Raw genomic sequence first — 26,317 nt, 5'->3', positions numbered from 1 at the left:
TAACAAGCTAGGTTGAACAGTTATTTACTACGATTGATATTATCTAACTATAGGAAACTAGGATGCCTTATTTAATAGTTATAGTCCTCTCTATTTTTACTCTTACTGGATGCCAATCAGCTTATTACTCCGCAATGGAGCAAGTGGGTTACCACAAGCGTGACATTATGGTCGACAGAGTGGAAGACGCTAAAGAGTCGCAACAGGACGCTCAGGAAGAGTTTACTAGCGCACTTGAAGCTTTGAGTAGCCTGACTAATTTTAGTGGCGGCGACCTTGAAGACATGTACAACAAGATTAATGATAAATACCAAGACAGTGAGAAAGCCGCACAAAATGTCAGTGACCGAATTGCTGCGATTGAAGATGTGTCGGATGCGCTATTTGCAGAGTGGCAGGGAGAGTTGGACCTTTACACCAGCGATTCACTGCGTCGTTCAAGTGAGAAAAAGCTGCGTGAAACCAAATCATCTTACCAGACCATGCTGTCAGCGATGAAACGGGCTGAGAAGAAAATGGATCCGGTACTCAACACTCTTCGCGACAACACGCTTTATCTCAAACACAACCTCAATGCGAGTGCCGTTGGTTCATTGCAGGGAGAGTTTATGAGCTTAGAAAAAGACATCGCCTACGCGATAGAACAGATGAATGCGGCGATAGCAGAATCGGATAAGTTCTTGGCTCAACTGAACCAGAAGTAGCACTACAGAGAAACAACAGCATGCAGCCTATCATTATTACTGGCGGCCCCGGAGCCGGAAAAACAACTCTGATTAATGCCTTGGGTGACATAGGTTACCCAACCTTCGCAGAATCCTCTCGCCAATTGATAGAACAACAGAGCCAACTTGAGAACGGTATCTTACCTTGGTTAGACCTACCGGGCTTTGCTCGCTTGTGTTTAGACGTGATGAGCGAGCAAAAAGAGCAAGCGAAGCAGCACCAAATTGCTTTTCTTGACCGTGCGATTCCAGATATCTGTGGTTACTTAGATCAGGCTAATCTTGAGATTGATGCGAACTACCGAGAAGCGAGCCAAGGCTACCACTCACAAGTCTTGTTCTGTCGTCCTGAGGCATCGATTTACGTACAAGATGATGTGAGACCTTATCCGTTTGAGGAAGCGTTAGACATTCACCACGCGCTAGTCAGAGTCTATCAAGAGCTTGGCTATGAGGTTGTCGAGGTGCCATTTATATCAGTCGATGAGCGGCTTCAATTCGTTGAGCGTTACTTAGGTATCAAAAGCTAGATCCCCAACTCGGTCGTCCCTCCCTCTTGAGGATGACGAATACTTAAACGCCTTTCGTATCTCGCATCTCGTTTACCCGTATCAACTCTAACACCACATAAAACAAAAGCCCCGAGCAGCTAGGCTACTCGGGGCTTTCTTATTTATTCTAAAACGTATTGCTTGAATAGCTAGAAGCTAGTCAGCTGGCGATTAAGCCTTAGCTGGACGTGCTGCACGCTTACGTTCGTTTTCAGTAAGAAGCTTCTTACGGATACGTACGTTTAGTGGCGTTACTTCTACTAGTTCATCTTCATCGATAAACTCAAGAGCTTGCTCTAGAGTGTGCTTGATCGGTGGAGAAAGAACTTGTGCTTCATCAGTACCAGATGCACGAACGTTCGTTAGTTGCTTACCTTTCAAACAGTTTACTGTCAGGTCGTTTGAACGGTTGTGAATACCGATTACTTGACCTTCATAAACTTCATCAGCGTGCTCTGTAAATAGACGACCACGAGCTTGAAGGAAGAACAATGCGTAAGTCAGTGCTTTACCAGTCGCGTTCGAGATTAGAACACCGTTGTTACGTTGACCAATGATACCGCCTTTGTAAGGACCGTAGTGATCGAACGAGTGGTAAATAAGACCAGAACCAGACGTCATTGTAAGGAATTCAGTTTGGAAACCGATAAGACCACGAGAAGGCATCATGAAGTCCATGCGAACACGGCCTTTACCATCTGGTGCCATATCTGTTAGCTCACCCTTACGTAGACCGATGCTTTCCATGATCGCACCTTGGTGCTCTTCAACTACATCGATAGTAACCGTTTCGAACGGTTCCATTTTCTGACCATCTTCTTCTTTGATGATTACTTCTGGACGAGATACTGCTAGCTCGAAACCTTCACGACGCATGTTTTCGATCAGGATAGAAAGGTGAAGTTCACCACGGCCTGATACGCGGAAACGGTCTGGACTTTCAGTTTCTTCAACACGTAGTGCAACGTTATGAACCAATTCTTTTTCAAGACGCTCAAGGATGTTACGTGAAGTTACAAACTTACCTTCTTTACCCGCGAACGGAGAAGTGTTTACTTGGAACGTCATTGTTACTGTTGGTTCATCAACAGACAGTGGTTCCATTGCTTCAACAGTGTTTACGTCACAGATAGTGTCTGAAATTTTCAACTCACCAAGACCTGTGATTGCAATGATGTCGCCAGCGTTAGCTTGTTCTACTTCGTGACGCTCAAGACCTAGGTAACCAAGTACAGTACCTACTTTACCGTTACGTTTTTTGCCTTCAGCATTCACGATAGTTACTTGTTGGTTTGGCTTAACAGAACCACGAGTAACACGAGCAACACCGATAACACCTACATAAGAGCTGTAATCAAGTTGCGAAATTTGCATTTGTAGTGGACCGTCAAGGTCAACTGCTGGCGCTTCTACTGTATCAACAACAGCTTGGAACAATGGTTCCATGTTCTCGCCAGTTTCACCTTCAGTCATTGTTGCCCAACCGTTTAGAGCTGAAGCGTAAACAACGGTGAAGTCTAGTTGCTCATCTGTAGCACCTAGGTTGTCGAAAAGGTCGAATACTTGATCCATAACCCAATCAGGACGAGCGCCTGGGCGGTCAATCTTGTTGATTACAACGATTGGCTTAAGACCGTGTGCGAATGCTTTTTGCGTTACGAAACGAGTTTGAGGCATTGGGCCATCAACTGCGTCAACGATAAGCAGAACAGAATCAACCATAGACATGATACGCTCAACTTCACCACCGAAGTCCGCGTGTCCCGGAGTATCTACGATGTTGATGCGGTAATCATTCCAGTTGATTGCTGTGTTCTTAGCAAGGATTGTAATGCCACGCTCTTTTTCGATGTCATTCGAATCCATGACACGCTCTTCAGCTTCACCACGAGACTCAAGAGTGCCTGACTGTTGTAGTAGTTTATCAACCAAAGTCGTTTTACCGTGGTCAACGTGCGCGATGATCGCGATATTTCTTAACTTATCAATCTGTGGAGTAGACATGGATTCTCGATTCACTCATAAAAGTAGCCGTCACTTATCTCAAAAGTTTGGATAATAACCGCTAGCTTGATTTAAAAAACGGTCAATAATATACCAGATTCTAGACAAAAACCCAGAAATATGTGATCTGAACCAAGGCTTTTTTCTTTATTAGCGATTCATATCCGCTTAACTTTGGTTCCGTACAGTGTCTAGTCGACTAATTCGTAGGGTTATCGAAAAGTATCACCCGCGAAGTGGGCAACCAAATCTCAGGTAAAATAACAAAAGTGGATTGACAACTTAGGCAATTCATTGCTGAATGGTGTTCGCTTATGTCTCATATTGGTGCACAGATAAATGGCTGCACCAATACAGTGCAACCAAAGATCATTTTGGTGCAAAAGTCAGAGTTCGCAAATCAAGTAAACAAGTAAACCATTGAAATTAATGGAATAATTTTTTTGGCACGTTTTTGGCTATAGATAAATCAGCATCGATTAATGCACGTATAGACATTAATCAATGCTGGTTTCAACCGAATCGAGCTAATACCGAATTAATAACACTGGAGGTTATCCAAGATGTCAGTAGAAAATGTACTATCCCTGATCCAAGAGAACGAAGTTAAATTTATCGACTTACGTTTTACTGATACAAAAGGTAAAGAGCAGCACATCTCTATTCCTTCTCACCAAGTTGATGCAGACTTCTTCGAAGAAGGCAAAATGTTTGACGGCTCTTCAGTCGCTGGTTGGAAAGGCATTAATGAATCTGACATGGTAATGATGCCAGACGCAGCTTCTGCTGTACTGGACCCATTCACAGAAGATGCAACGCTAAACATCCGTTGTGACATCCTTGAGCCTGCAACAATGCAAGGCTACGACCGTGACCCACGCTCTATCGCTAAACGTTCTGAAGAATACCTACGTTCTACGGGTATCGCAGACACAGTTCTAGTGGGTCCAGAGCCAGAATTCTTCCTATTCGATGACGTTAAGTTCTCAAACGACATGTCTGGTTCTTTCTTCAAAATTGATGATGTAGAAGCAGCTTGGAACACAGGTTCTGACATCGAAGGCGGTAACAAAGGTCACCGTCCTGGCGTTAAAGGCGGTTACTTCCCAGTAGCTCCTGTCGATTCATCTCAAGATATCCGTTCAGCAATGTGTCTAGTAATGGAAGAGATGGGCCTAGTTGTTGAAGCTCACCACCACGAAGTTGCAACTGCGGGTCAAAACGAAATCGCAACTCGCTTCAACACGCTAACAACAAAAGCGGATGAGACTCAAATCTACAAGTACGTTGTACACAACGTTGCGCACGCATTTGGCAAAACAGCGACATTCATGCCTAAGCCACTAGTTGGTGACAACGGTTCTGGCATGCACGTTCACATGTCATTGAACAAAGATGGACAAAACTTGTTTGCTGGTGATAAGTACGGCGGCCTATCTGAAATGGCTCTTTACTACATCGGTGGTGTAATCAAGCACGCTCGCGCAATCAACGCATTTGCTAACCCATCAACGAACTCATACAAGCGTCTTGTACCTGGTTTCGAAGCACCTGTAATGCTTGCTTACTCAGCACGTAACCGTTCTGCTTCTATCCGCATCCCAGTAGTACCAAGCCCGAAAGCACGTCGTATCGAGCTACGTTTTGGTGACCCAGCAGCTAACCCATACCTATGCTACTCAGCAATGCTTATGGCTGGCCTTGACGGTATTAAGAACAAGATCCACCCTGGCGAAGCTATGGATAAAGATCTATACGACCTTCCTGCAGAAGAAGCAGCTGAAATCCCAACAGTTGCAGAATCTCTACAAGGTGCTCTAGCAGCACTTAACGAAGACCGTGAGTTCCTAACGGCTGGTGGCGTATTCTCTGACGACTTCATCGATTCTTACATCACACTGAAATCTGACGACGTACAGCGCGTGAACATGGCTACACACCCACTTGAGTTTGAACTGTACTACTCAGTTTAATCCTTAGTCGGTTAGCATGTAATTCTTACTGCAGTAAAAGCTATTGCAACATGTAAGAAGCACTAAAAAATATTAGGCTCGCCTCGCAGGCGGGCCTTTTTTCTATTCTCCCTCCCCCTGCTTCCTCGTACCATATCTTAAACAAAGCCCTTAGAGGCTGTTGCTATAAATACAATAAAATCAATAACAAAACTAACGTCAAACGTGAAAACACCTAACGGTGGAAAGAGGCTAACGATATGAAAAACATACTGTTCCTAATCGGATTAACAGTCGCATTCTCGTGCTCTGCTCAAACGGTGTACACCTGGGAAGATGAGGATGGTGTGCTTCACTTTAGTGATACCCCTACAGATCAAGGTGCGGAGGCTCTTCGCCTACCTGACGTACAAGCTTCCGCGCCAGCCCCTAAATTTGAGGCCTCAACGCCTGTTGACGCTGCAGATCCCTCTACAACAAAAACTGCAACACCAGCTCACGCTCAGGAAAAAACAGATAACACGAAACGAGAGGTACCCGCTCAGTTAGCCCTCAGCATGCTGACTCCAGTTCATGATCAAACCATCCGCAGCAACCGTGGCTTAATCCCAATAAGAATAGAACTCAACCGCAAGCTTGGTATTGGAGAGCAGCTGCAATTGATGCTCGATGGTCGTCGTTATGGCGCTCCACAAACCCAACCTAATTGGGAATTGAAAGGTATCGATCGAGGCACTCACACCATTGCAATTCAAGCACATAGAAGCGGCAAGCTTATTGCATCTACTAGTCCAGTCACCGTGTATTTACATCGAGCGACGCTCAAGTAAGCCAATGTGTTAAAAGAGGCAAAATTACCTCTACTTTTCACCTGATCGAAGCAGCTTTCAGCAACTCTAATGAATTATCTTTAGCTTCTGGTTGATATGCGCCATACTTGAACTTAGCTTCGCACCAATTTGGTGCAGTGAGAAAAACACCAGTTCAAGGACGAAATAGTGAATCGATCAGCCAAAAGCGACAGCATAGATACACATCATCTTTCCAGCGCCATTCTCGACAATATGGTGACCTCAACATTGATGCTCGATGAGCAACTGTATGTCCGATATGCCAACCCGGCGGCTGAACAACTCTTTTCGCAAAGTGCACGACGTATCGTTGATCACCCTCTGAGCCAACTTATCCAGCACGCCTCACTGGATTTAGCGCTGTTGACTCAACCGCTACAAAGTGGCCAAAGCATTACCGACAGTGACGTTACCTTTGTGGTTGATAACCGCCCACTAATGCTTGAGGTAACAGTGAGCCCAATATCTTGGCAGCGAGAAACGCTGTTATTGGTTGAGATGCGCAAGATAGACCAACAAAGACGCCTCAGCCAAGAGCTCAACCAACACGCACAACAACAAGCGGCTAAACTATTGGTGCGCGGATTAGCCCATGAGATTAAGAATCCATTGGGCGGATTAAGAGGAGCCGCGCAGCTACTTGGTAAAATGCTCCCTGATCAGTCCCTTAATGAATATACGCAGATCATTATTGAGCAAGCCGACCGCCTGAGAGCTTTGGTCGATCGCCTGCTTGGCCCACAGAAACCGGGGACCAAATCGGAAGAGAATCTTCACCAAATACTTGAAAAAGTAAGGCAACTCGTCGAGCTAGAATCAGGTTCAACACTCGTCATCGAACGAGACTACGACCCGAGCTTACCGGACATCTTGATGGATTCAGCACAGGTAGAGCAAGCCATGCTCAATATAGTGAGCAACGCAGCTCAGATTCTGAAGACTCAAGAATCAGGAAAAATCATCATTCGCACCAGAACGGTGCATCAAGCAAACATTCATGGTCAGCGACACAAACTCGCCGCTCGCATTGAGATCTGCGACAACGGCCCGGGTATCCCCGATGAATTGAAAGACACCCTGTTTTACCCAATGGTCAGCGGACGAGAAGGAGGAACAGGGCTAGGGCTATCGATATCTCAAAACCTGATCGATCAACACAATGGGAAAATTGATGTTGAAAGCTGGCCGGGCAACACCACATTCACGATTTATTTGCCGATATAAGCAAAGCTGTGTCTCTCACTGGAAACAACGTTTCATTGGCAACACTGAATACCGAACAATAAAAACAACAATGATTATCACAATAGATTTGGCTGCAAAGGAATTGAATTATGAGTAAGGGATACGTTTGGGTCGTCGATGACGACAGCTCTATCCGCTGGGTAGTAGAGAAAACACTTTCATCTGCGGATATAAAGTGTGAAACATTTGCTGATGCAGAGAGCGTATTACTTGCTCTTGAGCGCGAAACGCCAGATGTATTGGTATCTGATATTCGCATGCCCGGCATTGACGGTATTGAGCTTTTGCATCAGGTTCATCAACGCTCTCCCGACCTGCCAGTGATCATTATGACCGCGCACTCAGACCTTGATGCGGCGGTCAATGCTTATCAAAAAGGCGCTTTTGAGTATCTGCCTAAGCCGTTTGATATCGATGAGACACTGACTTTAGTAGAGCGAGCAATCGCCCACAGCCAAGAGCAAAAGCGAGAACAAGCCAGCGAAGTAGCCGAAGACACCAACGCGCCAGAAATCATTGGCGAAGCGCCTGCGATGCAGGAAGTCTTCCGCGCCATTGGTCGTTTGTCTCGGTCATCCATTTCCGTGCTAATCAATGGTGAATCAGGTACAGGTAAAGAACTAGTCGCACACGCCTTACATCGTCACAGCCCAAGAGCGAAAAAACCCTTTATCGCCCTGAACATGGCAGCCATTCCCAAAGATCTCATTGAATCAGAGCTGTTTGGCCATGAGAAAGGCGCGTTTACTGGAGCCAACAGCGTTCGCCAAGGACGCTTCGAGCAAGCCAACGGGGGAACTCTGTTTCTTGATGAGATTGGCGACATGCCACTCGATATTCAGACTCGACTACTGCGCGTGCTGTCTGATGGCCAGTTTTATCGCGTAGGTGGACATTCTGCGGTTAAGGTCGATGTTCGTATCGTTGCCGCAACCCACCAAGATCTTGAGCGCTTAGTACATGACGGTGGTTTCCGTGAAGACCTTTTCCATCGACTCAACGTTATCCGAATCCATATTCCGGCACTGCGCGAACGTAAACAGGACATTGAAAAGCTGACTCACCACTTCCTAGCATCAGCCGCTGAAGAGCTTGGCGTAGAAGTGAAGACACTACACCCAGAGACCATTCTGAAGCTCAATCAGCTCAATTGGCCGGGTAACGTACGTCAGCTTGAGAACATTTGCCGTTGGTTAACAGTAATGGCAAGTGGTAGTGAAATACTTCCTTCGGATCTACCTCCTGAGTTGTTGGAAGATAAGGTAGTGATCAGCGAAGGTACTGATGGTAATTGGCAACAACTGCTGGCTAATTGGGCCAAGAGTGCGCTTGATTCCGGCGAAAAAGAGCTGCTGACTTATGCTCTACCCGAGTTTGAACGTATATTATTAGAGGCCGCACTCAACCATACTAATGGCCATAAACAAGATGCAGCGAAAGTTTTAGGATGGGGAAGAAACACCCTGACTCGTAAACTCAAAGAGTTGTACTGATCTATATATGCCTTTAGATACATATTTTTTAAAGCTAAAAAAGTGTCGCTTGCTTTGAATAGTATCGGTACAATTACAGTACACTATCTATCCAAACTGTAGCTAAAGATGTCTTTGAAAACACAAATTACCTTGAGAACCGCAGTGGTTCTGCCATTCGTGATGATATTTCTCTTCACTATGGGCGTAATGATTTTCACTCAAAAGCAAAGCTACAAGGAGATGGTGAGTGATATTAGTGCGCGCCAACTAACATCACTCACTGATAACGTTCATCAAAGCCTTGCCGATTTTTTAGAAAAGCCATTTCACGCTAACCTTTCACTAAGTCATAACATCGGTTATCACAACCTTTATAAAGAGGGAGATCTTAGTCAGGTTCAAGACTACATCCTTTATAAATTTTCTCGTCATTTCCAAGCTGTTCCCCAACTAGATGTGATTAGTTTTGGCTCTGCAGACGGTAGCTACGTCGGTTTTCGAAAAGAAGTTAACAACGGCTACACTTTGATGGCCCGAGATGACCGAACCCAAGGCCAGCTGGTCATTTATCGTGGCCACACGATTAGCGAAGACATTCGAACCGTGATTTCAGCTTACGACCCAAGAGTTCGCCCTTGGTACACACCTGTCGTAGCACAGAACAAGGCATTATGGTCATCAATTTATGCCAATGCAGATGAACGACAAGAGATCACTTTATCGGCTCTTGCTCCTATCTATAGTGATAACGAGCTCAAAGGTGTCCTTGCCAGCGATATCAAGATCAACACTTTTAATGCATTTCTCAAAGAACTAAAAGATGAAACAGATGCTTCTGTTTATATTATTGATAAGCAACAGCGCTTAGTCGCTCATTCGGGCGGAGGCAGCGTGGTCTCTTGGGGAACAGGACAAACAGACAAAGGCCAGCGCTTGTTAGCAACAGAGAGTGCTAACGCGGTAATACGTGAAAGTGCCCGTTATGTAGATAAGTTTCATCTAATCGATGATTTAAATGTGCAGCGCTTTAGTTTTAATTTAGATAACGAACGATATTTCAATCAACTTACCCCTTATGAAGATGAGTACGGCATCACTTGGATTATTGGTATGTCGATCCCAGAAAGTAGCCTACTTGGTGAATTACCAAAAAACCAAAGAAACAGCTGGTTACTCGGTCTAACGCTCAGTTGCATTGGTATTATCGCTGGATTAATTGCCTTTAATCGCGTAACTCAACCCATCACTTCAACAGCAGGGGCAGCAAAGCGCCTCGCCAAAGGTGACTGGGATACGAGCATGCCAAAAACGGGCAATATCTATGAAATTAGCATGTTAACTGCGTCATTTAATGAAATGACCAACAATTTAAAGGCTTCTTTTCAGGTGTTACAGGCTCAACTTACCTATGACTCATTAACTAAACTGTATAGTCGTGAAGGCTTTATTGATACAGCCAAGAAAAACCCTGAAAACGAAAAAGGTACACTTTACTTAATTGGTATTGACCGCTTTCGAGATATTAATGATAGCCTCGGCCATTACAATGGTGACCAACTGCTTATCATTGCGGCTGCTCGTTTAAGAGGTACGCTGCCATCGAACTTCCTGTTAGCTCGAACTGGCGGGGATGAATTTGCGATTTACGCTCCTAACATCAATCAAATAGATGACGTCCAGCTACTGACGAGCCGCTTGCTTCGAATCTTTACCTCCCCATTTGCCATGGAATCAGAAAGCGTGGTGATCAAAGTATCAATGGGTGTAGTGAATGTCTCGAACGTCAACGACATTACACTGCTGCTACGCAACAGCAGTATAGCCTTGAGCAACGCAAAGCAAGACAAAACCAGTGTCAGTATTTACAACCCAGAAATGGGCAAAGCATCGAGATATCGTACCAAGATGCTGGCACGTCTTAACAAGGCAATTGAGCTTCAGCAGTTCGAGCCCTTCTATCAGCCTATAATCGACCTGGAATCCGGAGCTACCATAGGTGCCGAGGCTTTGGCTCGTTGGGTAACGGACGAGGGTATAATCTCACCTTTGGAGTTCATTCCTTTAGCAGAAGAAACAGGATTGATCTACGACATTGGTAAGCAGATTTTGCACAAGTCATGTCGAGATACCGCAATCGCGATTGAGTCTGGAAAATGGAATAAAGACTTCTCTATTCACGTTAACCTATCTGTCGACCAACTGAGTGAAAGCGGATTCATTGAATTGGTTAAAAGCACGCTGCGTGACACCAAATTACCAGCCCAAAACCTGACGCTAGAGATCACTGAATCACGCATCGTCGACAATGACCAAACCATCATCGATAATATGCTGACGCTAAAAGCACTAGGTATCTCGATTGCAATTGATGACTTTGGTACCGGCTATTCGTCACTGGCTTACTTACACAAACTGCCATTTGATTGCTTAAAGATCGATCGCAGCTTCGTCAGTAAGTTGGAAAAAGAGAACCTAGACAGCTCCATCGTCGCGGCCATCGTCAACATCACCAAGGGTTTCAAAGTAAGTTTGGTAGCAGAAGGCGTTGAAACACAACAACAAGCTGAACTACTCAAGCAGCTTCAATGTCCGTTAGCTCAAGGGTTCTTATACAGTCGTCCAGTTCCGTTTGACCAATGGCCTACCGACCTCGGCACCAAGCAAAATGCCAAGTTTAAAACGAATAACGAAATCGAACAAAACGCAGAGGCCAAACAGAGCACCAAAGAGAACCTCGCCTAAATCAGGCACAAATCGAATGAGTCAGATACAAAAATGCCAGCATGATGCTGGCATTTTTTATGTTTCTATTCTCTATCGATTTATTAGATGACGCGAGAGAATTGCTGTTGGCGAGCCTTGGCACGTAGGTATTTATCAAAACACATACAGATGTTACGGATCAGCAAACGGCCACGCAAAGTTACGCGGATTTCTTTGTCATCGACTTCAACCAACTCATCGTTGATAAAGGTTTGTAGAAGCTCTAAGTCTTCTTTGAAGTAGCGATTAAAGTTAACCGAGAACTCAGATTCGATCATTGTTTTATCAAGCTTGAAGTTACAAATCAGCTGCTTGATCACTTCACGACGTAGAAGGTCGTCACTGTCTAGAGCAACACCTTTCCAAAGTGCATGACGCAGGTCATTCACCTGAGCGTAGTACTTCTTCAGCTCTTTCTGATTTTGTGCGTAAGCATCACCAACCATAGAAATCGCAGAAACACCGAAGCCAATTAAGTCAGCTTCACCTTGGGTCGTGTAGCCTTGGAAGTTACGATGCAGAATACCTTCACGTTGTGCTACGGCTAGCTCATCTTCAGGTAGTGCGAAGTGATCCATACCAATGAACTGGTAACCCGCACCGGTTAGCGTCTCGATAGTATCTTGTAAGATAGCCATCTTCTCTTTAGCTTCAGGTAGGTCTTCATCTTTTATCTTACGCTGCGCAGCAAACAGTTGCGGCATGTGTGCGTAGTTAAATACAGATAAACGGCCCGGCTTCATTTCTAACACTTGCTTCAATGTTTCAGCGAACAAAGCTTGAGTCTGCTTTGGTAGGCCGTAGATCAAATCCAGGTTAGTTGAACGGAAGCCTAGCTCTGTCGCACGTTGAACCATTGCAATAATGAACTCTTCATCTTGCTCACGGTTAACCAGCTTCTGTACTTCTTTATTAAAGTCTTGCACGCCAATGCTCAGGCGGTTGAAGCCTTCATTTCGAAGGTGGTCAAGTACGTCTAGCTCAATCTCACGCGGGTCAACTTCAATACTGATTTCAGCGTCAGCGGTGAAGTTAAACTCTTCACGCAAAATGCCCATCAAACGAGTGATTTGTGTTTTGGTCAAGAACGTTGGTGTACCACCACCGAAGTGCAGTTGAGTCACTTTACGGCCATTCAATAAAGAGGCGCGCTGGCGGATTTCATGTTCAATCACATCCAAGTACTCATCCGCTTTATGCGAGTGACGAGTAATGACTTTATTACAACCACAGTAGTAACAAAGCTTGTGACAAAATGGGATATGCACGTAAAGAGAGAGTGGACGATCAGGATATTGAGTACACGCCATGTCGTAATCAGCGACAGTAAACGCTTCATGAAACTCCAACGCAGTTGGGTATGAGGTGTAACGAGGTCCCGAATAGTTGTACTTGTTTAAGATTTCTTGATCCCAAACGATTTGCTGATTCGTTGTTACTGGCTTGCTCGACATAGCGGTACTTCCAATTTAGATCCGCGAGAACCTAAGGTCTCTCAAATCATTTTACATACATTAAAATATAGACGGGTTATTTTGCCACACGACCAGTAAGGTCGTTCCAAGACAAAATCAATTTTTCAGACAAAAACTCAGAACTGCTAGCTTGATCACTAACAAAGCGTCGGAATTAACGAGACGCAAAAGGTAAGAAAGCTCATTTAACATTGTCTATTAAAAAGCAAGACGACTTAAAAACAATATGCCTTTAAGGCAAAGTGTCTTAAAGGCATAGGTATTAAAAGCAGCACGTCTTAAAAATAGAGTATTAAACAAGCCTCTACATTAAATAGTCTTAGTGACTAGATCATCTGAATGTTGATTTGGTTGTTGAGAGGCTTAACCTTCTCCTGCAACCTTTTCAAATCTTCGATGACCGCATCATTCAAGCGAGTCTCTGCCTTATGGCGCGTGAGATTCTGCTGCATGCGATCTTTCTTCGTCAGTTCCTGTCTTGCATCTCCGCGAGCCATATCTTTTACGATATGGTACAGCTCAGAAAGAGCAGGATACTCAGAATCAAAATCGACACGCTCATCACCCTGAACGTTATCCATAATGATACACACTCGGATACTGATCTCAGGTAAGTCACACTGGCCTTGAATACCCGCTAAGCACAAAGTATTTACGTTTTCGTAAATCGTCGCGTTACGTTTTTCAATGGCAAGTGCTTGATGCTGCTTTTGCAACTCCGTCTGCTTCTTCACTTGAAGTAGAAGGTAACCTGCGTAAGAGCCCAAGCCGAGAATGATAATTCCACCAGCAATTGCTAATAAGGTTACGTTCATTGGCTATTAACCTTTAAAGCTGTCTAAGTCGAAATCTTCGAATTGAGATAGCAAGTCTTCGTCAGAGCTTGCTTTCTTCTTAGAGGCAACCGGTGCTTCTTCGAAGATCTCTTCTTCATCGTCTTCTGGCTCTAGCAGACCTAAGCGGCCCATTAGGTGTTCGATACGATCAAGCTTCTCATCAACAAACTTCTGCAGACCTGCACCTAGGTTTTCACCATTTTCGATACGATCTAGCAATGTGTTCAGTTGAGCATCATTCTCAAGCATCTCTAACTCTTGTTCGTTAGATAGCTTGCGCTCTTGTTTCGTCGACTTCTTCGCTGGTTCAACAATCAGCGGGATTTTTTTCTTGCTGCCTAAACGAGGGTCGCGAGCTAGTGCAGCTTTACGCTGTTTTGCTTCGCTACCATCAGAGTGACGGCTGCCAGACTTAAGGCCTTTACGCTTTTTAACACGCTTACGTTCACGACCTTCAACATCAGATTCACTACGGTTACGAGTAACCATAGGTTCCGGAGCGCCAAGTGCTCCCGGTTTTCTTGATTTCTTACTACGACCCATTACTGCACTTTCCTCAGTAAAATTACATCATTTCCAAAAAATTCTAGTTCGAGCTTATCCCGCTCTGCCAAAAACTGGAATGTTTGACGACTAAAGAAGACGACATGTGTCGGGTCATTCTTGTAGTGCCAACCAGCAAACGCGTCTACGTCTATTACTAGTTTAGTCATAAGACCAATCCAGCCCTTGGGTTTAACTAAATTCAACCATTGCTGCCACACTTTGTCTGGGTGATAAAGATGCTCTATCACCTCCGTGGCAGTCATAAAGTCATACGTTTTTTCCAACACAGAAGCTTCTGGGTGGTAATAGATATCGTACAACTCCATGGTGTGTCCGGCTTCTTCTAACATAATAGATAGCGTAGGGCCTGGGCCACAACCAAAATCCAACCCGTGTGAGTTAGATGAAATTTTGTCTGTTAGTGGATCCGCGATGCGAGATAGAAAACGGCGATAGCCTGCATCACTAGGATCGTTCTCATGGAGATCATAGTGTGCTTTCTCTTCTTTTGCTTCTAACCTTTGTTCAGGTTTAACAAATACCAGTTCACATTGCTGACACTGCAGATAGGCTCTGCGTTTGTCTTCAAAATAGTGATTCACGCCTTGGTGATGGCATAAGGGACAAGTATACATAGCACATCCTTAAACAGGGATGCGAAACATACCAGAAACTGAGTTTATAGTGGAGAGGTATTGGGTGTTTTTTCATCAAATCAATAAAAAAAGCGATAGGAAAACCTATCGCTCTCTAAATCTGCCTATATCGGCCAAAATTTGCATACTCAACTTGGTACACAAATCTCCATTTGTTATTGGTGCTTTCCATGCCAAATTTGTTTGTTGTTCATCGTCCTGATGAGTTTTGGCTATCCTTTTCTAACACCTTGTTGCTGGGCTGTCCTAGCCTGATCCGTTTCTGTCTATACCGTTAGACTAGATGACCATCCGTATCTAAGTCAGCTCCTAGCTGATGGCGGCTACTTTACCTTTTTACAAAAAGACTACAAGAGTGCGAGCTCACACTTTTGTACACAATTCGAACACGCATTGATAAATTAGACATTAACACAAACCGGATATATAAAATCAATACAAAAGAAAACGCCCCAACCATTACTGATCGGGGCGTCTCTTCAATCTCGCTCGAACGTACATTTCATTACTCTGGCTAAGAGCAAGAAACCGACATATTAGTGTAAACCACCAACGTACTTCGATAAGGTATCAATATCTGCGTCTGTTAACTTTTTAGCTACATCACGCATCATCGCATTCATGTCGTTATTACGGTTACCATCGCGGAATTTCTCAAGTTGAGCCTTGATGTAATCTGCGTGCTGACCTGAAATCTTAGGGAAACCAGAAAGTTCGGTACCATTACCACGAGGGCCGTGACAAGCAATACAAGCCGTTACGCCGCGTTCTGCGTTACCCGCAGTGTAAAGAACCTTACCTTCATCTACTACATTTTCAGGAGTAGAGTTACTAGAGATAGGGAGAGATGCGTAGTATGCCGCTAGGTCAGCCATATCTTCTTCAGATAAAGGCATCGCCATTGCACCCATTACAGGCTCGTAACGACCTTGTTTACCACCACTCGTCATACCTAGCTTAAGCTCTTTTAACTGCTTCTCTAGATACTTCTCATGTTGACCAGCCAGCTTAGGATACTGAGTGATCAGACTGTTGCCGTCAGCACCGTGGCAGGCAACACATGTTTGTGATTTGGCTTTACCAGCTTCAATACTACCTTGAGCCCATACTGAGCAGCTGGCTAAAAGACTCAAAATTAGCGCTAATTTCTTCATGACATTCCATTATAATTATCAAGCTTCCAGTACCACTCTATGTTGCCACTCATGGTACAATAGGCGACCTTATGCCGAGCACGGTTATTTTACACAAATTCACAAAAAAGTAATCAATCGACTACACAAAGTCGAGATGGAGTTAACAGTGAGCGTAAAAATTCATTATCAAAACACGCATTTCATTACCAGTGCACCTGATATTCGTCACTTACCAGAAGACGAAGGGATCGAAATTGCGTTTGCAGGACGCTCCAATGCTGGTAAATCTAGCGCACTAAACCGCGTTACAAACCAAAAAAGCTTGGCGAAAACCAGTAAAACCCCAGGTCGAACTCAGCTAATTAACCTATTTAAGGTTACCGACGGCTGTCATATTGTCGATTTACCGGGATATGGCTTCGCTCAAGTACCGCTTGAGATGAAAAAAAAATGGCAGAAGTCGCTAGGTGAATACCTACAACGACGTGAAAGCCTAAAAGGTTTAGTGGTATTGATGGATATCCGTCACCCAATGAAAGACCTTGACCAACAAATGATCTACTGGGCTATCGATAGCCGCATCCCAGTACAAGTTTTGTTAACAAAAGCAGACAAACTGAAAAGTGGTGCGCGTAAAGCACAGCTACTGAAAATCCGTAATGATGCGAAATCTTTCGGTGGTGATGTTGCGGTTGATGTCTTCTCTTCAATGAAGGGCATCGGCGTTGACCAACTGCGTGCCAAGATGGATGAGTGGTTTGCACCTGTGTTTGCTGATCAAATCATTGATGAGCTAGCGGACGAAGAGCACAACGACTCAGAGTAATTCCTCTATCTAGAGCTTTATCTGTAATTAGAAGTTAAAGCACTTACAGCAAGTGATTTAGCCTTATTAATACCCTGCCTTTTATAGGTGGGGTATTTTTTTGCCCAAAAATTAGTGAGTTAAACCTAAGTCTTGAGAATTAAAGACAAGATTAATCAGTTAGAAACGAGAGAAGTAAACCATACTAAAAGACACATCTAAATAAACAGAACAATGAGAAAGGAATACTCATGTGGAAAACACCATTGGCCATCATTGCACTTATGTTGATCTCACTGACAGGGTTTGCCTCTGAAGCAGAACAAGAACAAGTCCCATTAATCAATGTCGATATGACTTTAGACCTAGATGGTATGGAAAAGTACGCAAAAGACGCGAGTGAGTCCCTTGAGGTGATATCACAATCTTTGCAGGCGATAGTCAACAACCCCAACCTCAGCAATGACCAACAACAAGCCTTGAATCAAACCGTTGAAAGCATCAATCAACTTGCGAGCTCCACCAAGACATCACTCAATCAACTCCCACAAGTCTTAGACCAATCTCGACTCGCCTTTAAGAAAACCAGTCAATTACTGCTAGATGATATCCAAACTAAAATCATTATTGCGTTGGCAGCCGTTATCACTGTCATTGTTATCGCGTTGACCGCTATCTATCTACTTATCCTAAAACCCATGCAGCAAACCTTGGTGGAAGCGACCAACAATATCTCTTCTATGGCGCAATCTATCCAGATCACGGCCGAAGCTCTGAAATACAGCACAGAGAAACAACAGGAAATCATGGACTACATTGAGCATTCACCCACTCAATGTACTGATAAATAAGACGTAAACGATCAATGCATTATGAATCACTTGTAAAATAAAAGTTATTTTCAAGAATAAAACAATGCACTTAGAGACGGATTAAAATTACCAATTGCTGATTGAGTTCCAGATCTAAGGCAATCAAGTGTTTATCACGCTGCTTGGGGGAAACGTAACAAAAGGCACTAAAAATGGGAGATTTTACGGGGGAATAGTAGGTTGGAGATATTTTTCTTTCGCACAAGAAAAAACGCCCCAGTCAAATACTGACTGGGGCGGCTGAATCAGCCTAATCCAATAACGTGAAACAAAAGGTCTGAAAGATAGAACATCTTACCTCTGTACCCTACAAGATTTAATGTACAACAATTGCTCAGAAATGAAAACCATTTTTGTAGTTTTTTTTCATGAACGTTTTATTAAAACACCCAAAATCTTCTTATGACTTAACTTTATTCGAGACAAAAAAAAGCCAGTGTTTGTGCACTGGCTCATACTAATTTACTCAATAAGGTCAAAAACTGATTAGTGGGCTTGATCCCAGTTGTCACCGTGGCCAGCTTCCGCGACAAGCGGTACTTCTAGCTCTGCGGCGGATTCCATCAATTCTTGTACTTTACTTTCAATTTCGGCTAAAGCTGACTCTTCCACTTCGAAGACCAATTCATCGTGTACTTGCATAAGCAGTTTCACACGACCATCGCCTTCCGCTTGAATCCATTCATCAACCAACAGCATCGCTTTCTTAATGATATCTGCTGCTGTGCCCTGCATTGGCGCGTTGATTGCCGCACGTTCAGCAGCCTTACGACGCATGCCATTTCGAGATTGAATCTCAGGAAGGTGCAGACGACGACCGTAAATGGTTTCAACAAAGCCTTGCTCTGAAGCCGCGCTGCGTGTGTCTTCCATATACTGCATCACACCTGGGTAACGCTCAAAGTAAGTATCCATGTAGTGTTGTGCTTCGCCACGAGGAATACCTAGCTGCTTAGCCAAACCAAAAGCACTCATGCCGTAGATAAGACCAAAGTTAACCGCTTTAGCACGACGACGCTGCTCAGTGGTCACACTATCAATATCAACACCAATGATCTCAGCAGCCGTTGCCGCGTGGATATCTTTGCCTTGTTGGAATGCTTCCAGCAGCGCTTTATCACCCGATAGGTGCGCCATGATACGCAATTCAATTTGAGAGTAATCGACCGCTAGAATCTTCCAACCATGCTGTGCAACGAATGCTTGGCGGATACGACGACCTTCTTCATTACGAATTGGGATGTTCTGTAGGTTTGGATCAGTCGAAGACAAACGGCCCGTCGCGGTCACCGCTTGATGATAAGACGTATGAACACGACCAGTCTCAGCGTTGATCATCTTCGGCAGTTTATCTGTGTACGTCGATTTAAGCTTCGCAAGACCACGATACTCAATGATCAACTTAGGTAGCGGGTAATCAAGCGCCAGATCTTGAAGCACTTCTTCGTTGGTTGAAGGTGCACCTGATGGCGTTTTCTTGATAACTGGCAGACCCATTTTCTCAAACAGGATCGCTTGCAGTTGTTTTGGCGAGTTCATATTGAACTCTTGCTCTGCTATCTCGTAAGCTTTCTGCTCTAGCTCATCCAGACGAACCGCAATCTCTTGCGATTGAGCCCCTAACAACATGTCATCAATGAATACACCTGTGCGTTCAATGCGAGACATCACAGGAATCAGTGGTACTTCGATTTCTTCATAGATGGTTTTTAGCTTTTCATCTTGCTCAATGTTTTCCATCAGGCGGTTATGAAGACGTAATGTCACATCAGCATCTTCTGCAGCGTATGGAGACGCCTCACCCAGTTCTATCTGGTTGAAAGTAAGCTGTTTCTTACCTTTACCTGCGATTTGCTCAAATGAGATGCAGCTGTGCTGAAGGAAACGCAGCGCTAGGCTGTCCATATCATGCTTGCCACCTACGCTGTTGAAAACGTAAGACGCCAGCATGGTATCGTGTTTGATGCCTTTCATCTCGATACCGTAGCGCGCTAGCACACTCATATCGTACTTCAGGTTTTGACCCACTTTAGCTTGAGCATCATCTTCAAGAATCGGTTTCAGTTGTTCAAGTACCCAATCACGATCCAGCTGTTGCGGTGCATCTAGGTAATCATGAGCAACCGGTACGTAAGCGGCAACGCCCTCGTCCGTCGCAAATGATAGACCGACCAGGTTCGCCACCATGTAATCAAGGCTGTCTGTCTCAGTATCAAAAGCAAACAATTCAGCTGCTTTAAGCTTTTCTAACCAAACATTGAATGACGCTTCATCTAGAATCGTTTCGTAGTTGCTACGATCAATCGTCACGGCAGACGTATTCATCTCTACAGTAGAAGCGCTGCTACGTACTGATCCAGCTCCCGCTGCGGAAGATTTCTCATCCGCCTCAACCACTCCGCTGCCACCTTCAAGGAGCTCGTTCAGCCAAGATTTGAAAACCAATTGACCGTATAGCTTGATCAACTCATCGATATTGGGTTGAGCTTTTACCAATGATTCTGGTGTCTCTTCAAGCTCAACATCTAGCTTGATTGTTGCAAGCTCGTAAGACATGTCAGCATTGGCTTTATTATCAGCCAGCTTCTTAGCCATCGTCTTCGAACCACGGAAACCAAGCGCCGCAATATCATCAAGATTCTGATACAACTTTTCGATACTACCAATGCCTTGTAGCAAAGCCGTCGCTGTCTTGTCACCCACACCCGGAACACCAGGGATGTTATCGACTTTATCACCCATCAGTGCCAAATAATCGATGATCAGTTCTGGCGGGATACCAAACTTCTCAATCACACCTTCGCGATCCATTACCACGTTGGTCATGGTGTTGATCAGAGTAACGTTGTCATCAACTAACTGCGCCATATCTTTATCACCAGTACTGATAAGTACAGGCATCCCCATCGCAGAAGCTTGAGAAGCAAGCGTACCAATCACGTCATCTGCTTCAACGCCAGGAATAGAGATAAGTGGCAAACCCATCGCACGAATCACATTGTGCAATGGTTCTATCTGGCAACGAAGATCGTCAGGCATAGGTGGGCGGTTTGCTTTGTACTCTGGGTACATGTCATCACGGAACGTTTTCCCTTTCGCATCAAAAATAACCGCAATACGATCAGAAGCAAATTGACGCATCATGCTGCGTAGCATGTTAACTACACCATAAACAGCGTTCGTTGGGATATCACCATTGCTCATGGTGCCAGGGTAAGCATGGAACGCGCGATATAGGTAAGAAGAGCCATCGATCAGAATCAATGGATTATCAGGAATACGAGCCATAATATTTGTGAATCCAGTAAGTACAGAAATTATCTGTTAAGAATGCCACGTCTGTTGGTTGGATTCCATGTTGTCGATCTGTATCCGTTCACTCGGTTGTATTCGTTATAATCGATTTGTTGTTATTTTTTGTTCTTAGACGCAAGCGTTCTGTGGATAACTCTGTTTATATTATTTATCCACCCTGTTGAGAAGTAAGGTTAACAAATCAAAAAACACCAGCAATACACTGAAAATAAAGAATAATTTTACAGATCGAACATATGATCAACGATCTTTTTACGATCCTGCATTGTGGAAAAGAATGCTGATGGCGTTTTATTCATAAAAAAACGTGCCACTAAATATGCATATTGTTGAATTGGAGGTATAAAAAAAGCGACACCCGAAGATGTCGCCTAGCAAAAACTGGTAAAGCCATTCAAATTGAATACCACAGCTTTACCTAAAAGCTATAAATTACACTGGAAGCAATGTGAGCAATGTCGTGTCAAAAAGAACTTAGTACAAGTTCGCGAGAATTCTGTTGGGTAACCAAGTTGATACTTGAGTACTTAACATCCTTGTGAACATTTCCTCATTCCCTAAGACAGGGTTAATAATAATGATTCTCATTTAATAGTCAACAAATAAATGATAATAAATCTCATTAAATTCATTTTAAATGATTTATCACCCCGATAAAGCAAATCATTAAGCTGATAATTGCTTCACGAAATGGATTCGATTTTCATTAATCTCTTCTTTTTCTTCCAATTTTTCAATTCGATATCCATTTTTCAATAGTAAACACAGCATCGCAGGAAACTGGTTACGAGATTTTACTTTCAGCTGCTCATAACCCCGCTCTTGTGCCCACTGCTCCTGAACATCTAATTGAGCCTGTGCGACCCCCTTATTTCTTGCAAGCGGTGACACACCACCAAACCAACTATAGAAAGTATTTGAGTTAAGCTCATAACCAATTTTAAAGCCGAGTAACACGTTCGCCTCTTCAGCCACTAAGATCAGGCTCTTTTTCCCTTCAAGCCGAGCTGCCAGTGAAGCGACACTCTCTTTTCTAGCAAATTCAGAGATCTGCTCGACAACAGACACAACCTCTCCCAGTGAACCTTCACGTACTATGACTGACATCTTCTTCCATCCTCATAAGCGAAAGGGCTGACACAATGGCCAACCCTTTTACTGAATATCACTTAAGTTAACGTTAAGTTGTTACTTTTCTTTTAAGTGCTTGGCTGCTTGTGCATTGTCTTCAGCAAGCCACTCTGCAACATCTTTAGCGAAGTAAGTCAGAATGCCATCAGCACCAGCACGCTTAAAGCACAGCAGTGATTCCATAACGGTGTCGCGTTCTTTCAGCCAACCGTTTTGAATTGCTGCTTTGTGCATCGCATACTCACCAGACACTTGATAAGCATACGTTGGTGCTTGAAGTTCATGTTTCACACGACGCACGATGTCTAAGTAAGGCATGCCTGGCTTAACCATCACCATATCCGCACCTTCATTAAGATCCATTGCCACTTCGTGAATCGCTTCATCGCTGTTGGCAGGATCCATCTGGTAGTTCTTCTTATTACCACCTTTCAGGTTCGAAGCACTGCCAACTGCATCACGAAATGGGCCGTAATAACACGATGCGTATTTCGCAGAGTACGCCATAATCTGAGTATGAATATAACCCGCTTCCTCTAACGCTTCGCGGATCTTACCAATACGACCATCCATCATATCCGACGGAGCAACCACATCTGCACCGGCTTCAGCATGCGATAACGCCTGCTGAATCAACACTTCAGTCGTTTCATCATTCATCACGTAACCATCTTCATCGATGATGCCGTCCTGGCCGTGAGTAGTAAATGGGTCCAGTGCAACATCAGTAATCACACCCATATTTGGCACGTGCTCTTTTAATGAACGTACCGCACGCTGCACTAAACCTTCTGAATTATGAGCTTCAGCCGCGCATAAGCTTTTAGCATCTTGGTTCACGACCGGAAACAGAGCAATCGCCGGAACACCCAATTTTGACAGGTAATCCGCTTCTTCAAGCATCAGATCGATCGACAAGCGTTCAACACCCGGCATTGACTCGACAGGCTCGCGGCGGTCTTTACCCATCAGGATAAACATTGGGTAGATGAGGTCATCCACAGACAATTGATTTTCTGCCATTAGGCGACGGCTAAAGTCGTGTTTACGCATACGGCGCATACGGCGACCTGGGAATTGACCTTGAATTGAAACAGACACTAGATTCTCCTTGCCTAGTCTAAGCACCGAAATGCTTAGATATGAAAAGTGCTAAATACAGGCAAAAGCATATCACTGATGGCTCAGGACGCTAGCAGTAAAATATAAAACCCACTCAAAAACAGGGATAAATGGCAAAAAATGACCTTCTCCTCACACTGCCGTATACTCATGACAACTCAGTAAAGACTGCTTTCAGGACAAAATAATGATCGACACCCATGCTCATATTTACGCGAGCGAATTCGATGAAGACCGTGAACAAGTCGTGCAACGCGCACTGGCTCAAGGTATTGATACCATTCTATTGCCGAACATCGATTTAGAATCTATCGAGCCCATGTTAGCGACGGAAGCTCAGTTTCCTGATGTGTGTCGTTCAATGATGGGCTTACACCCTTGTTATGTGGATGCGAATATCGAGCAAACCCTCAAAACCATTCGAGCTTGGTTTGATAAACATGACTTTATCGCCGTGGGTGAGATTGGTATCGACTTGTACTGGGATAAAACCTTCAAGGCTGAACAAGAGATGGCTTTCGTGACTCAACTGCAGTGGGCAAAAGATCTAGACCTACCTGTCGTGATCCACACGCGTGATTCCATTGAAGAGACACTTGCCCTACTTCGCCAAGAACAAGATGGCAGCTTACGTGGCGTATTCCACTGCTTTGGCAGCAGCTTAGAGGAAGCCCAGGCAATCAACGAGCTAGGCTTTCACTTAGGTTTAGGCGGTGTATCGACCTTTAAGAACTCAGGAATGGACAAAGTGATTCCACATCTTGATATGAATTACGTCATTCTAGAGACAGATTGCCCATACTTGGCACCAACACCGAATCGCGGTAAACGTAATGAGCCAGCCTACACGGAATTGGTAGCAAAACGCATCGCTGAATTGCGCGGGATTAGCCTTGAAGAAGTCGATACCACTACTTCAAAAAATGCTAGCGCTCTATTTAATATATAAGACCTTATTCCACATAACACTTTAGAGCTACTCATTGAAATGCATAGGTGTATGGTTTAATATTGATAATTATAATAGATCAAAATTAAATCGAGCTGATTATGCGTGAACACACTATTCACTTACAACGTCAACATCGAACCCTATGGCATAAAATTTTGGGCATCAAAGAGCTCTATATATGTCAGAACTGTGGCTATCAGTTAAAGGTTCGATAAAATCGACATAATAAAAAAGCGGCCTCGGGCCGCTTTTTTATTGTGTGATTTTTGCTGAAGGGCTCTAGCAAATTATGTTCTTACAGCAGAATCAAGACTCAGCTTCTTCCTCTTCATCCGCATCTGGCTTACGCACATAGAAACGCGCGAAGAACAGACCAATCTCAAACAGAATACACATTGGAATCGCCAACAGTGTCTGCGAGATCATATCGGGAGGTGTCAGCATCATACCGACGATAAAAGCACCGACAACAATGTACGGACGCTTTTCAGACAGAGCCTTAGGCGTTGTCGCCCCCGTCCAACATAACAAGATAATCGCTACTGGTACTTCAAAGGCAATACCAAAAGCAAAGAACAGCGCGAGTACAAAATCGAGATAACTTGATATGTCTGTTGCGAACTCTACCTGCCCTAAGGAAATAGCCGTGAAGAAACTAAATACCAATGGGAATACTACGAAGTAAGCAAACGCCACACCACAGTAAAACAGCAAAGAACTTGAAGCCAATAGCGGCATGATCAAGCGTTTTTCATGCTTGTACAAACCCGGAGCAACAAAGGCCCACACCTGATACAAAATAAACGGCACCGCGACAAAAATAGACGCGATTAAGGTTAGTTTTAGCGGTGTAAAAAATGGCGATGCAACATCCGTTGCGATCATCGTCGCCCCTTCAGGCAGACGATCTACCAAAGGTGCTGATACGAATTCATAAATATCATTAGCAAAATAAATTAGCCCGACAAATATCACTAGAACGGCGACAATCGCGCGTAGTAGGCGATTACGTAATTCTAGAAGATGGCTAATTAAAGGCTGTGTCTGCTCAGTCGAAGACATGTCAAACCTCTTAAACAGGAAGATCGAAAAGGAGCCGCGCACCTATCTATCCAGTTGAATTGGTATCCACTTGAATAGATATCTACTTGAATAGCTATCGACTTAAACATCTAGCGACTCAAGCATCTGGCGACTCCTCCTTGCGAGACTATTCGGCTTTCTTATCTGACGGTGCTGAAGCTTCGCTGTTGACCTGAATGGTTTCAGATTCCACAGTTTCCGTGACACTAGGTTCAGTCTCACTTGGCTTATCAGACTCAGGCTTAGCGTACGGACGTTGAACTTGAGCAGCGGCCTGCTTGAGTTCATCGACTGACGCTTTTAGGTCTGGAGATAAATCTTCCATACCCATTTTTTCCGCCTTGCGTAGGTTTTCTTGCAGCTCTTGCACCTTAAGCTCGTGAGAAAGTTCATCTTTCACACTGTTTGCCATGCTTTTCGCTTGTCCAACAAACTTGGAAATACTACGAATCGCCACGGGCAAACGCTCAGGTCCTAAAACCACTAACCCAACGACAGATATTAATACCAGTTCCCAAAAACCGATATCAAACACGATTTACGCCTGCTCTTTGTCTTTCTTTGTTTCAGCAGTTGTTTCAGCGCTAGCTTCTGTCTTCTGCTGTTCAATATTCTTTGGTTCAAAGTCTGCATCTTTCTTATCTGCAGGCTTGTCTTCATCGCTCATCGCTTTTTTGAAGCCTTTCACCGCTGAACCTAAGTCACCACCCATACCGCGCAGTTTCTTTGTTCCGAAAAGTAAAATTACAATTACAGCAATGATTAGAAGTTGCCAAATACTGATACCACCCATTGTCATTGTCCTCGGGTCTGTCTACACAT

The 26,317-nt window shown here is 44.1% G+C and carries 22 protein-coding genes; 10 read left to right on the top strand and 12 right to left on the bottom strand.

The annotated features are described in order from the left end of the window. Positions 1–62: 62 nt before the first annotated feature. Positions 63–704 (top strand): DUF2959 domain-containing protein, encoded by a 642-nt coding sequence (locus tag ACED60_RS07385; RefSeq protein WP_017099256.1) that lies wholly within the window; start codon positions 63–65, stop codon positions 702–704. A gap of 20 nt (positions 705–724) precedes the next feature. Further along, the gene (locus tag ACED60_RS07380; protein WP_371727231.1) at positions 725–1,255 is read left to right on the top strand and encodes an AAA family ATPase; all 531 of its coding nucleotides are present in this window, start codon (positions 725–727) and stop codon (positions 1,253–1,255) included. A gap of 192 nt (positions 1,256–1,447) precedes the next feature. Here ACED60_RS07380 and typA read toward each other — a convergent pair whose 3' ends face one another. Continuing rightward, positions 1,448–3,280 carry a translational GTPase TypA gene (gene typA, locus ACED60_RS07375; protein ID WP_009848036.1) on the bottom strand — a complete coding sequence of 611 codons (1,833 nt, stop codon included), beginning with the start codon at positions 3,278–3,280 and terminating at the stop codon, positions 1,448–1,450. A 563-nt stretch (positions 3,281–3,843) separates the two neighbouring features. On the opposite strand from typA, the gene glnA reads away from it, so the two are divergent. From glnA to ACED60_RS07350, 5 genes are all read left to right on the top strand, one after another. Continuing rightward, positions 3,844–5,253 carry a glutamate--ammonia ligase gene (glnA, locus tag ACED60_RS07370; protein ID WP_009848037.1) on the top strand — a complete coding sequence of 470 codons (1,410 nt, stop codon included), beginning with the start codon at positions 3,844–3,846 and terminating at the stop codon, positions 5,251–5,253. A 239-nt stretch (positions 5,254–5,492) separates the two neighbouring features. Further along, a complete protein-coding gene (locus tag ACED60_RS07365; RefSeq protein ID WP_371727230.1) occupies positions 5,493–6,062 on the top strand; it encodes a DUF4124 domain-containing protein in 570 nt (189 codons plus the stop codon). Between the two features lie 168 nt (positions 6,063–6,230). Beyond that, a complete protein-coding gene (glnL, locus tag ACED60_RS07360) occupies positions 6,231–7,307 on the top strand; it encodes a nitrogen regulation protein NR(II) (protein WP_371701493.1) in 1,077 nt (358 codons plus the stop codon). Positions 7,308–7,417: 110 nt separating this feature from the next. Then, positions 7,418–8,821: a nitrogen regulation protein NR(I) gene (gene glnG / locus ACED60_RS07355; protein ID WP_371727229.1), complete on the top strand. Its 1,404-nt coding sequence runs from the start codon at positions 7,418–7,420 to the stop codon at positions 8,819–8,821. Positions 8,822–8,929: 108 nt separating this feature from the next. Continuing rightward, positions 8,930–11,545: an EAL domain-containing protein gene (locus ACED60_RS07350; RefSeq protein ID WP_371727227.1), complete on the top strand. Its 2,616-nt coding sequence runs from the start codon at positions 8,930–8,932 to the stop codon at positions 11,543–11,545. 83 nt (positions 11,546–11,628) lie between these two features. Here the strand turns inward: ACED60_RS07350 and hemN are convergent, their stop codons facing one another. From hemN to ACED60_RS07325, 5 genes are all read right to left on the bottom strand, one after another. After that, the gene (gene hemN / locus ACED60_RS07345) at positions 11,629–13,020 is read right to left on the bottom strand and encodes an oxygen-independent coproporphyrinogen III oxidase (protein ID WP_009848042.1); all 1,392 of its coding nucleotides are present in this window, start codon (positions 13,018–13,020) and stop codon (positions 11,629–11,631) included. A gap of 347 nt (positions 13,021–13,367) precedes the next feature. Beyond that, the gene (locus ACED60_RS07340; RefSeq protein ID WP_009848043.1) at positions 13,368–13,856 is read right to left on the bottom strand and encodes a DUF2489 domain-containing protein; all 489 of its coding nucleotides are present in this window, start codon (positions 13,854–13,856) and stop codon (positions 13,368–13,370) included. A 6-nt stretch (positions 13,857–13,862) separates the two neighbouring features. Further along, entirely contained in the window at positions 13,863–14,420 is a 558-nt protein-coding gene (gene yihI / locus ACED60_RS07335; RefSeq protein ID WP_004735577.1) for a Der GTPase-activating protein YihI, read from the bottom strand. Next, positions 14,420–15,058 carry a class I SAM-dependent methyltransferase gene (locus tag ACED60_RS07330; RefSeq protein WP_004735576.1) on the bottom strand — a complete coding sequence of 213 codons (639 nt, stop codon included), beginning with the start codon at positions 15,056–15,058 and terminating at the stop codon, positions 14,420–14,422. The genes yihI and ACED60_RS07330 overlap by 1 nt, the downstream gene beginning before the upstream one ends. Before the next feature lie 557 nt (positions 15,059–15,615). Further along, the gene (locus ACED60_RS07325) at positions 15,616–16,233 is read right to left on the bottom strand and encodes a cytochrome c (protein ID WP_009848044.1); all 618 of its coding nucleotides are present in this window, start codon (positions 16,231–16,233) and stop codon (positions 15,616–15,618) included. Positions 16,234–16,381: 148 nt separating this feature from the next. Between ACED60_RS07325 and yihA the strand changes: the two genes are divergently transcribed. Together yihA and ACED60_RS07315 are read left to right on the top strand one after the other, a co-directional pair. Beyond that, positions 16,382–17,041, top strand: a complete 660-nt coding sequence (gene yihA, locus ACED60_RS07320) for a ribosome biogenesis GTP-binding protein YihA/YsxC (protein ID WP_017099574.1) — start codon at positions 16,382–16,384, stop codon at positions 17,039–17,041. Positions 17,042–17,271: 230 nt separating this feature from the next. Continuing rightward, positions 17,272–17,871: a GTP-binding protein gene (locus ACED60_RS07315; protein ID WP_371727226.1), complete on the top strand. Its 600-nt coding sequence runs from the start codon at positions 17,272–17,274 to the stop codon at positions 17,869–17,871. Between the two features lie 507 nt (positions 17,872–18,378). On the opposite strand, the gene polA is transcribed toward ACED60_RS07315, so the two are convergent. From polA to hemB, 3 genes are all read right to left on the bottom strand, one after another. After that, positions 18,379–21,180 (bottom strand): DNA polymerase I, encoded by a 2,802-nt coding sequence (gene polA / locus ACED60_RS07310; protein ID WP_371727225.1) that lies wholly within the window; start codon positions 21,178–21,180, stop codon positions 18,379–18,381. A gap of 693 nt (positions 21,181–21,873) precedes the next feature. Further along, entirely contained in the window at positions 21,874–22,314 is a 441-nt protein-coding gene (locus tag ACED60_RS07305; protein WP_009848048.1) for a GNAT family N-acetyltransferase, read from the bottom strand. 81 nt (positions 22,315–22,395) lie between these two features. Further along, positions 22,396–23,439: a porphobilinogen synthase gene (hemB, locus tag ACED60_RS07300; RefSeq protein WP_009848049.1), complete on the bottom strand. Its 1,044-nt coding sequence runs from the start codon at positions 23,437–23,439 to the stop codon at positions 22,396–22,398. Positions 23,440–23,647: 208 nt separating this feature from the next. Here hemB and ACED60_RS07295 point away from each other — a divergent pair, with 208 nt between their 5' ends. Then, complete coding sequence (locus ACED60_RS07295) at positions 23,648–24,409, top strand: TatD family hydrolase (RefSeq protein WP_371695158.1); 762 nt, start codon at positions 23,648–23,650, stop codon at positions 24,407–24,409. Positions 24,410–24,718: 309 nt separating this feature from the next. Here ACED60_RS07295 and tatC read toward each other — a convergent pair whose 3' ends face one another. The 3 genes from tatC to tatA all read right to left on the bottom strand — a co-directional run bounded on the left by tatC (position 24,719) and on the right by tatA (position 26,288). Then, entirely contained in the window at positions 24,719–25,474 is a 756-nt protein-coding gene (gene tatC, locus ACED60_RS07290) for a twin-arginine translocase subunit TatC (RefSeq protein WP_009848051.1), read from the bottom strand. Positions 25,475–25,622: 148 nt separating this feature from the next. Then, positions 25,623–26,030, bottom strand: coding sequence for a Sec-independent protein translocase protein TatB (gene tatB / locus ACED60_RS07285; RefSeq protein WP_004735566.1), 408 nt, complete (start codon positions 26,028–26,030; stop codon positions 25,623–25,625). 3 nt (positions 26,031–26,033) lie between these two features. Beyond that, positions 26,034–26,288, bottom strand: a complete 255-nt coding sequence (gene tatA, locus ACED60_RS07280; RefSeq protein ID WP_009848052.1) for a Sec-independent protein translocase subunit TatA — start codon at positions 26,286–26,288, stop codon at positions 26,034–26,036. Positions 26,289–26,317 lie beyond the last annotated feature (29 nt).

This window comes from Vibrio sp. 1F279 (assembly GCF_041439815.1).
Taxonomy (GTDB): domain Bacteria; phylum Pseudomonadota; class Gammaproteobacteria; order Enterobacterales; family Vibrionaceae; genus Vibrio; species Vibrio tasmaniensis_A.
Note: the sequence above shows the minus strand (reverse complement) of the source record. Positions and strands in the feature narration are given on the sequence as shown.

Excerpts from the sequence above, each read along its gene's own strand:
- glnG (WP_371727229.1), top strand. The coding sequence starts at position 7,418 with ATGAGTAAGGGATACGTTTGGGTCGTCGATGACGACAGCTCTATCCGC.
- ACED60_RS07330 (WP_004735576.1), bottom strand. The coding sequence starts at position 15,058 with ATGTATACTTGTCCCTTATGCCATCACCAAGGCGTGAATCACTATTTT.
- ACED60_RS07380 (WP_371727231.1), top strand. The coding sequence starts at position 725 with ATGCAGCCTATCATTATTACTGGCGGCCCCGGAGCCGGAAAAACAACT.
- ACED60_RS07350 (WP_371727227.1), top strand. The coding sequence starts at position 8,930 with ATGTCTTTGAAAACACAAATTACCTTGAGAACCGCAGTGGTTCTGCCA.
- yihI (WP_004735577.1), bottom strand. The coding sequence starts at position 14,420 with ATGGGTCGTAGTAAGAAATCAAGAAAACCGGGAGCACTTGGCGCTCCG.
- ACED60_RS07385 (WP_017099256.1), top strand. The coding sequence starts at position 63 with ATGCCTTATTTAATAGTTATAGTCCTCTCTATTTTTACTCTTACTGGA.
- tatC (WP_009848051.1), bottom strand. The coding sequence starts at position 25,474 with ATGTCTTCGACTGAGCAGACACAGCCTTTAATTAGCCATCTTCTAGAA.
- ACED60_RS07295 (WP_371695158.1), top strand. The coding sequence starts at position 23,648 with ATGATCGACACCCATGCTCATATTTACGCGAGCGAATTCGATGAAGAC.
- ACED60_RS07315 (WP_371727226.1), top strand. The coding sequence starts at position 17,272 with ATGTGGAAAACACCATTGGCCATCATTGCACTTATGTTGATCTCACTG.
- ACED60_RS07325 (WP_009848044.1), bottom strand. The coding sequence starts at position 16,233 with ATGAAGAAATTAGCGCTAATTTTGAGTCTTTTAGCCAGCTGCTCAGTA.
- tatA (WP_009848052.1), bottom strand. The coding sequence starts at position 26,288 with ATGGGTGGTATCAGTATTTGGCAACTTCTAATCATTGCTGTAATTGTA.
- typA (WP_009848036.1), bottom strand. The coding sequence starts at position 3,280 with ATGTCTACTCCACAGATTGATAAGTTAAGAAATATCGCGATCATCGCG.
- glnA (WP_009848037.1), top strand. The coding sequence starts at position 3,844 with ATGTCAGTAGAAAATGTACTATCCCTGATCCAAGAGAACGAAGTTAAA.
- ACED60_RS07340 (WP_009848043.1), bottom strand. The coding sequence starts at position 13,856 with ATGAACGTAACCTTATTAGCAATTGCTGGTGGAATTATCATTCTCGGC.
- ACED60_RS07365 (WP_371727230.1), top strand. The coding sequence starts at position 5,493 with ATGAAAAACATACTGTTCCTAATCGGATTAACAGTCGCATTCTCGTGC.
- ACED60_RS07305 (WP_009848048.1), bottom strand. The coding sequence starts at position 22,314 with ATGTCAGTCATAGTACGTGAAGGTTCACTGGGAGAGGTTGTGTCTGTT.
- polA (WP_371727225.1), bottom strand. The coding sequence starts at position 21,180 with ATGGCTCGTATTCCTGATAATCCATTGATTCTGATCGATGGCTCTTCT.
- hemN (WP_009848042.1), bottom strand. The coding sequence starts at position 13,020 with ATGTCGAGCAAGCCAGTAACAACGAATCAGCAAATCGTTTGGGATCAA.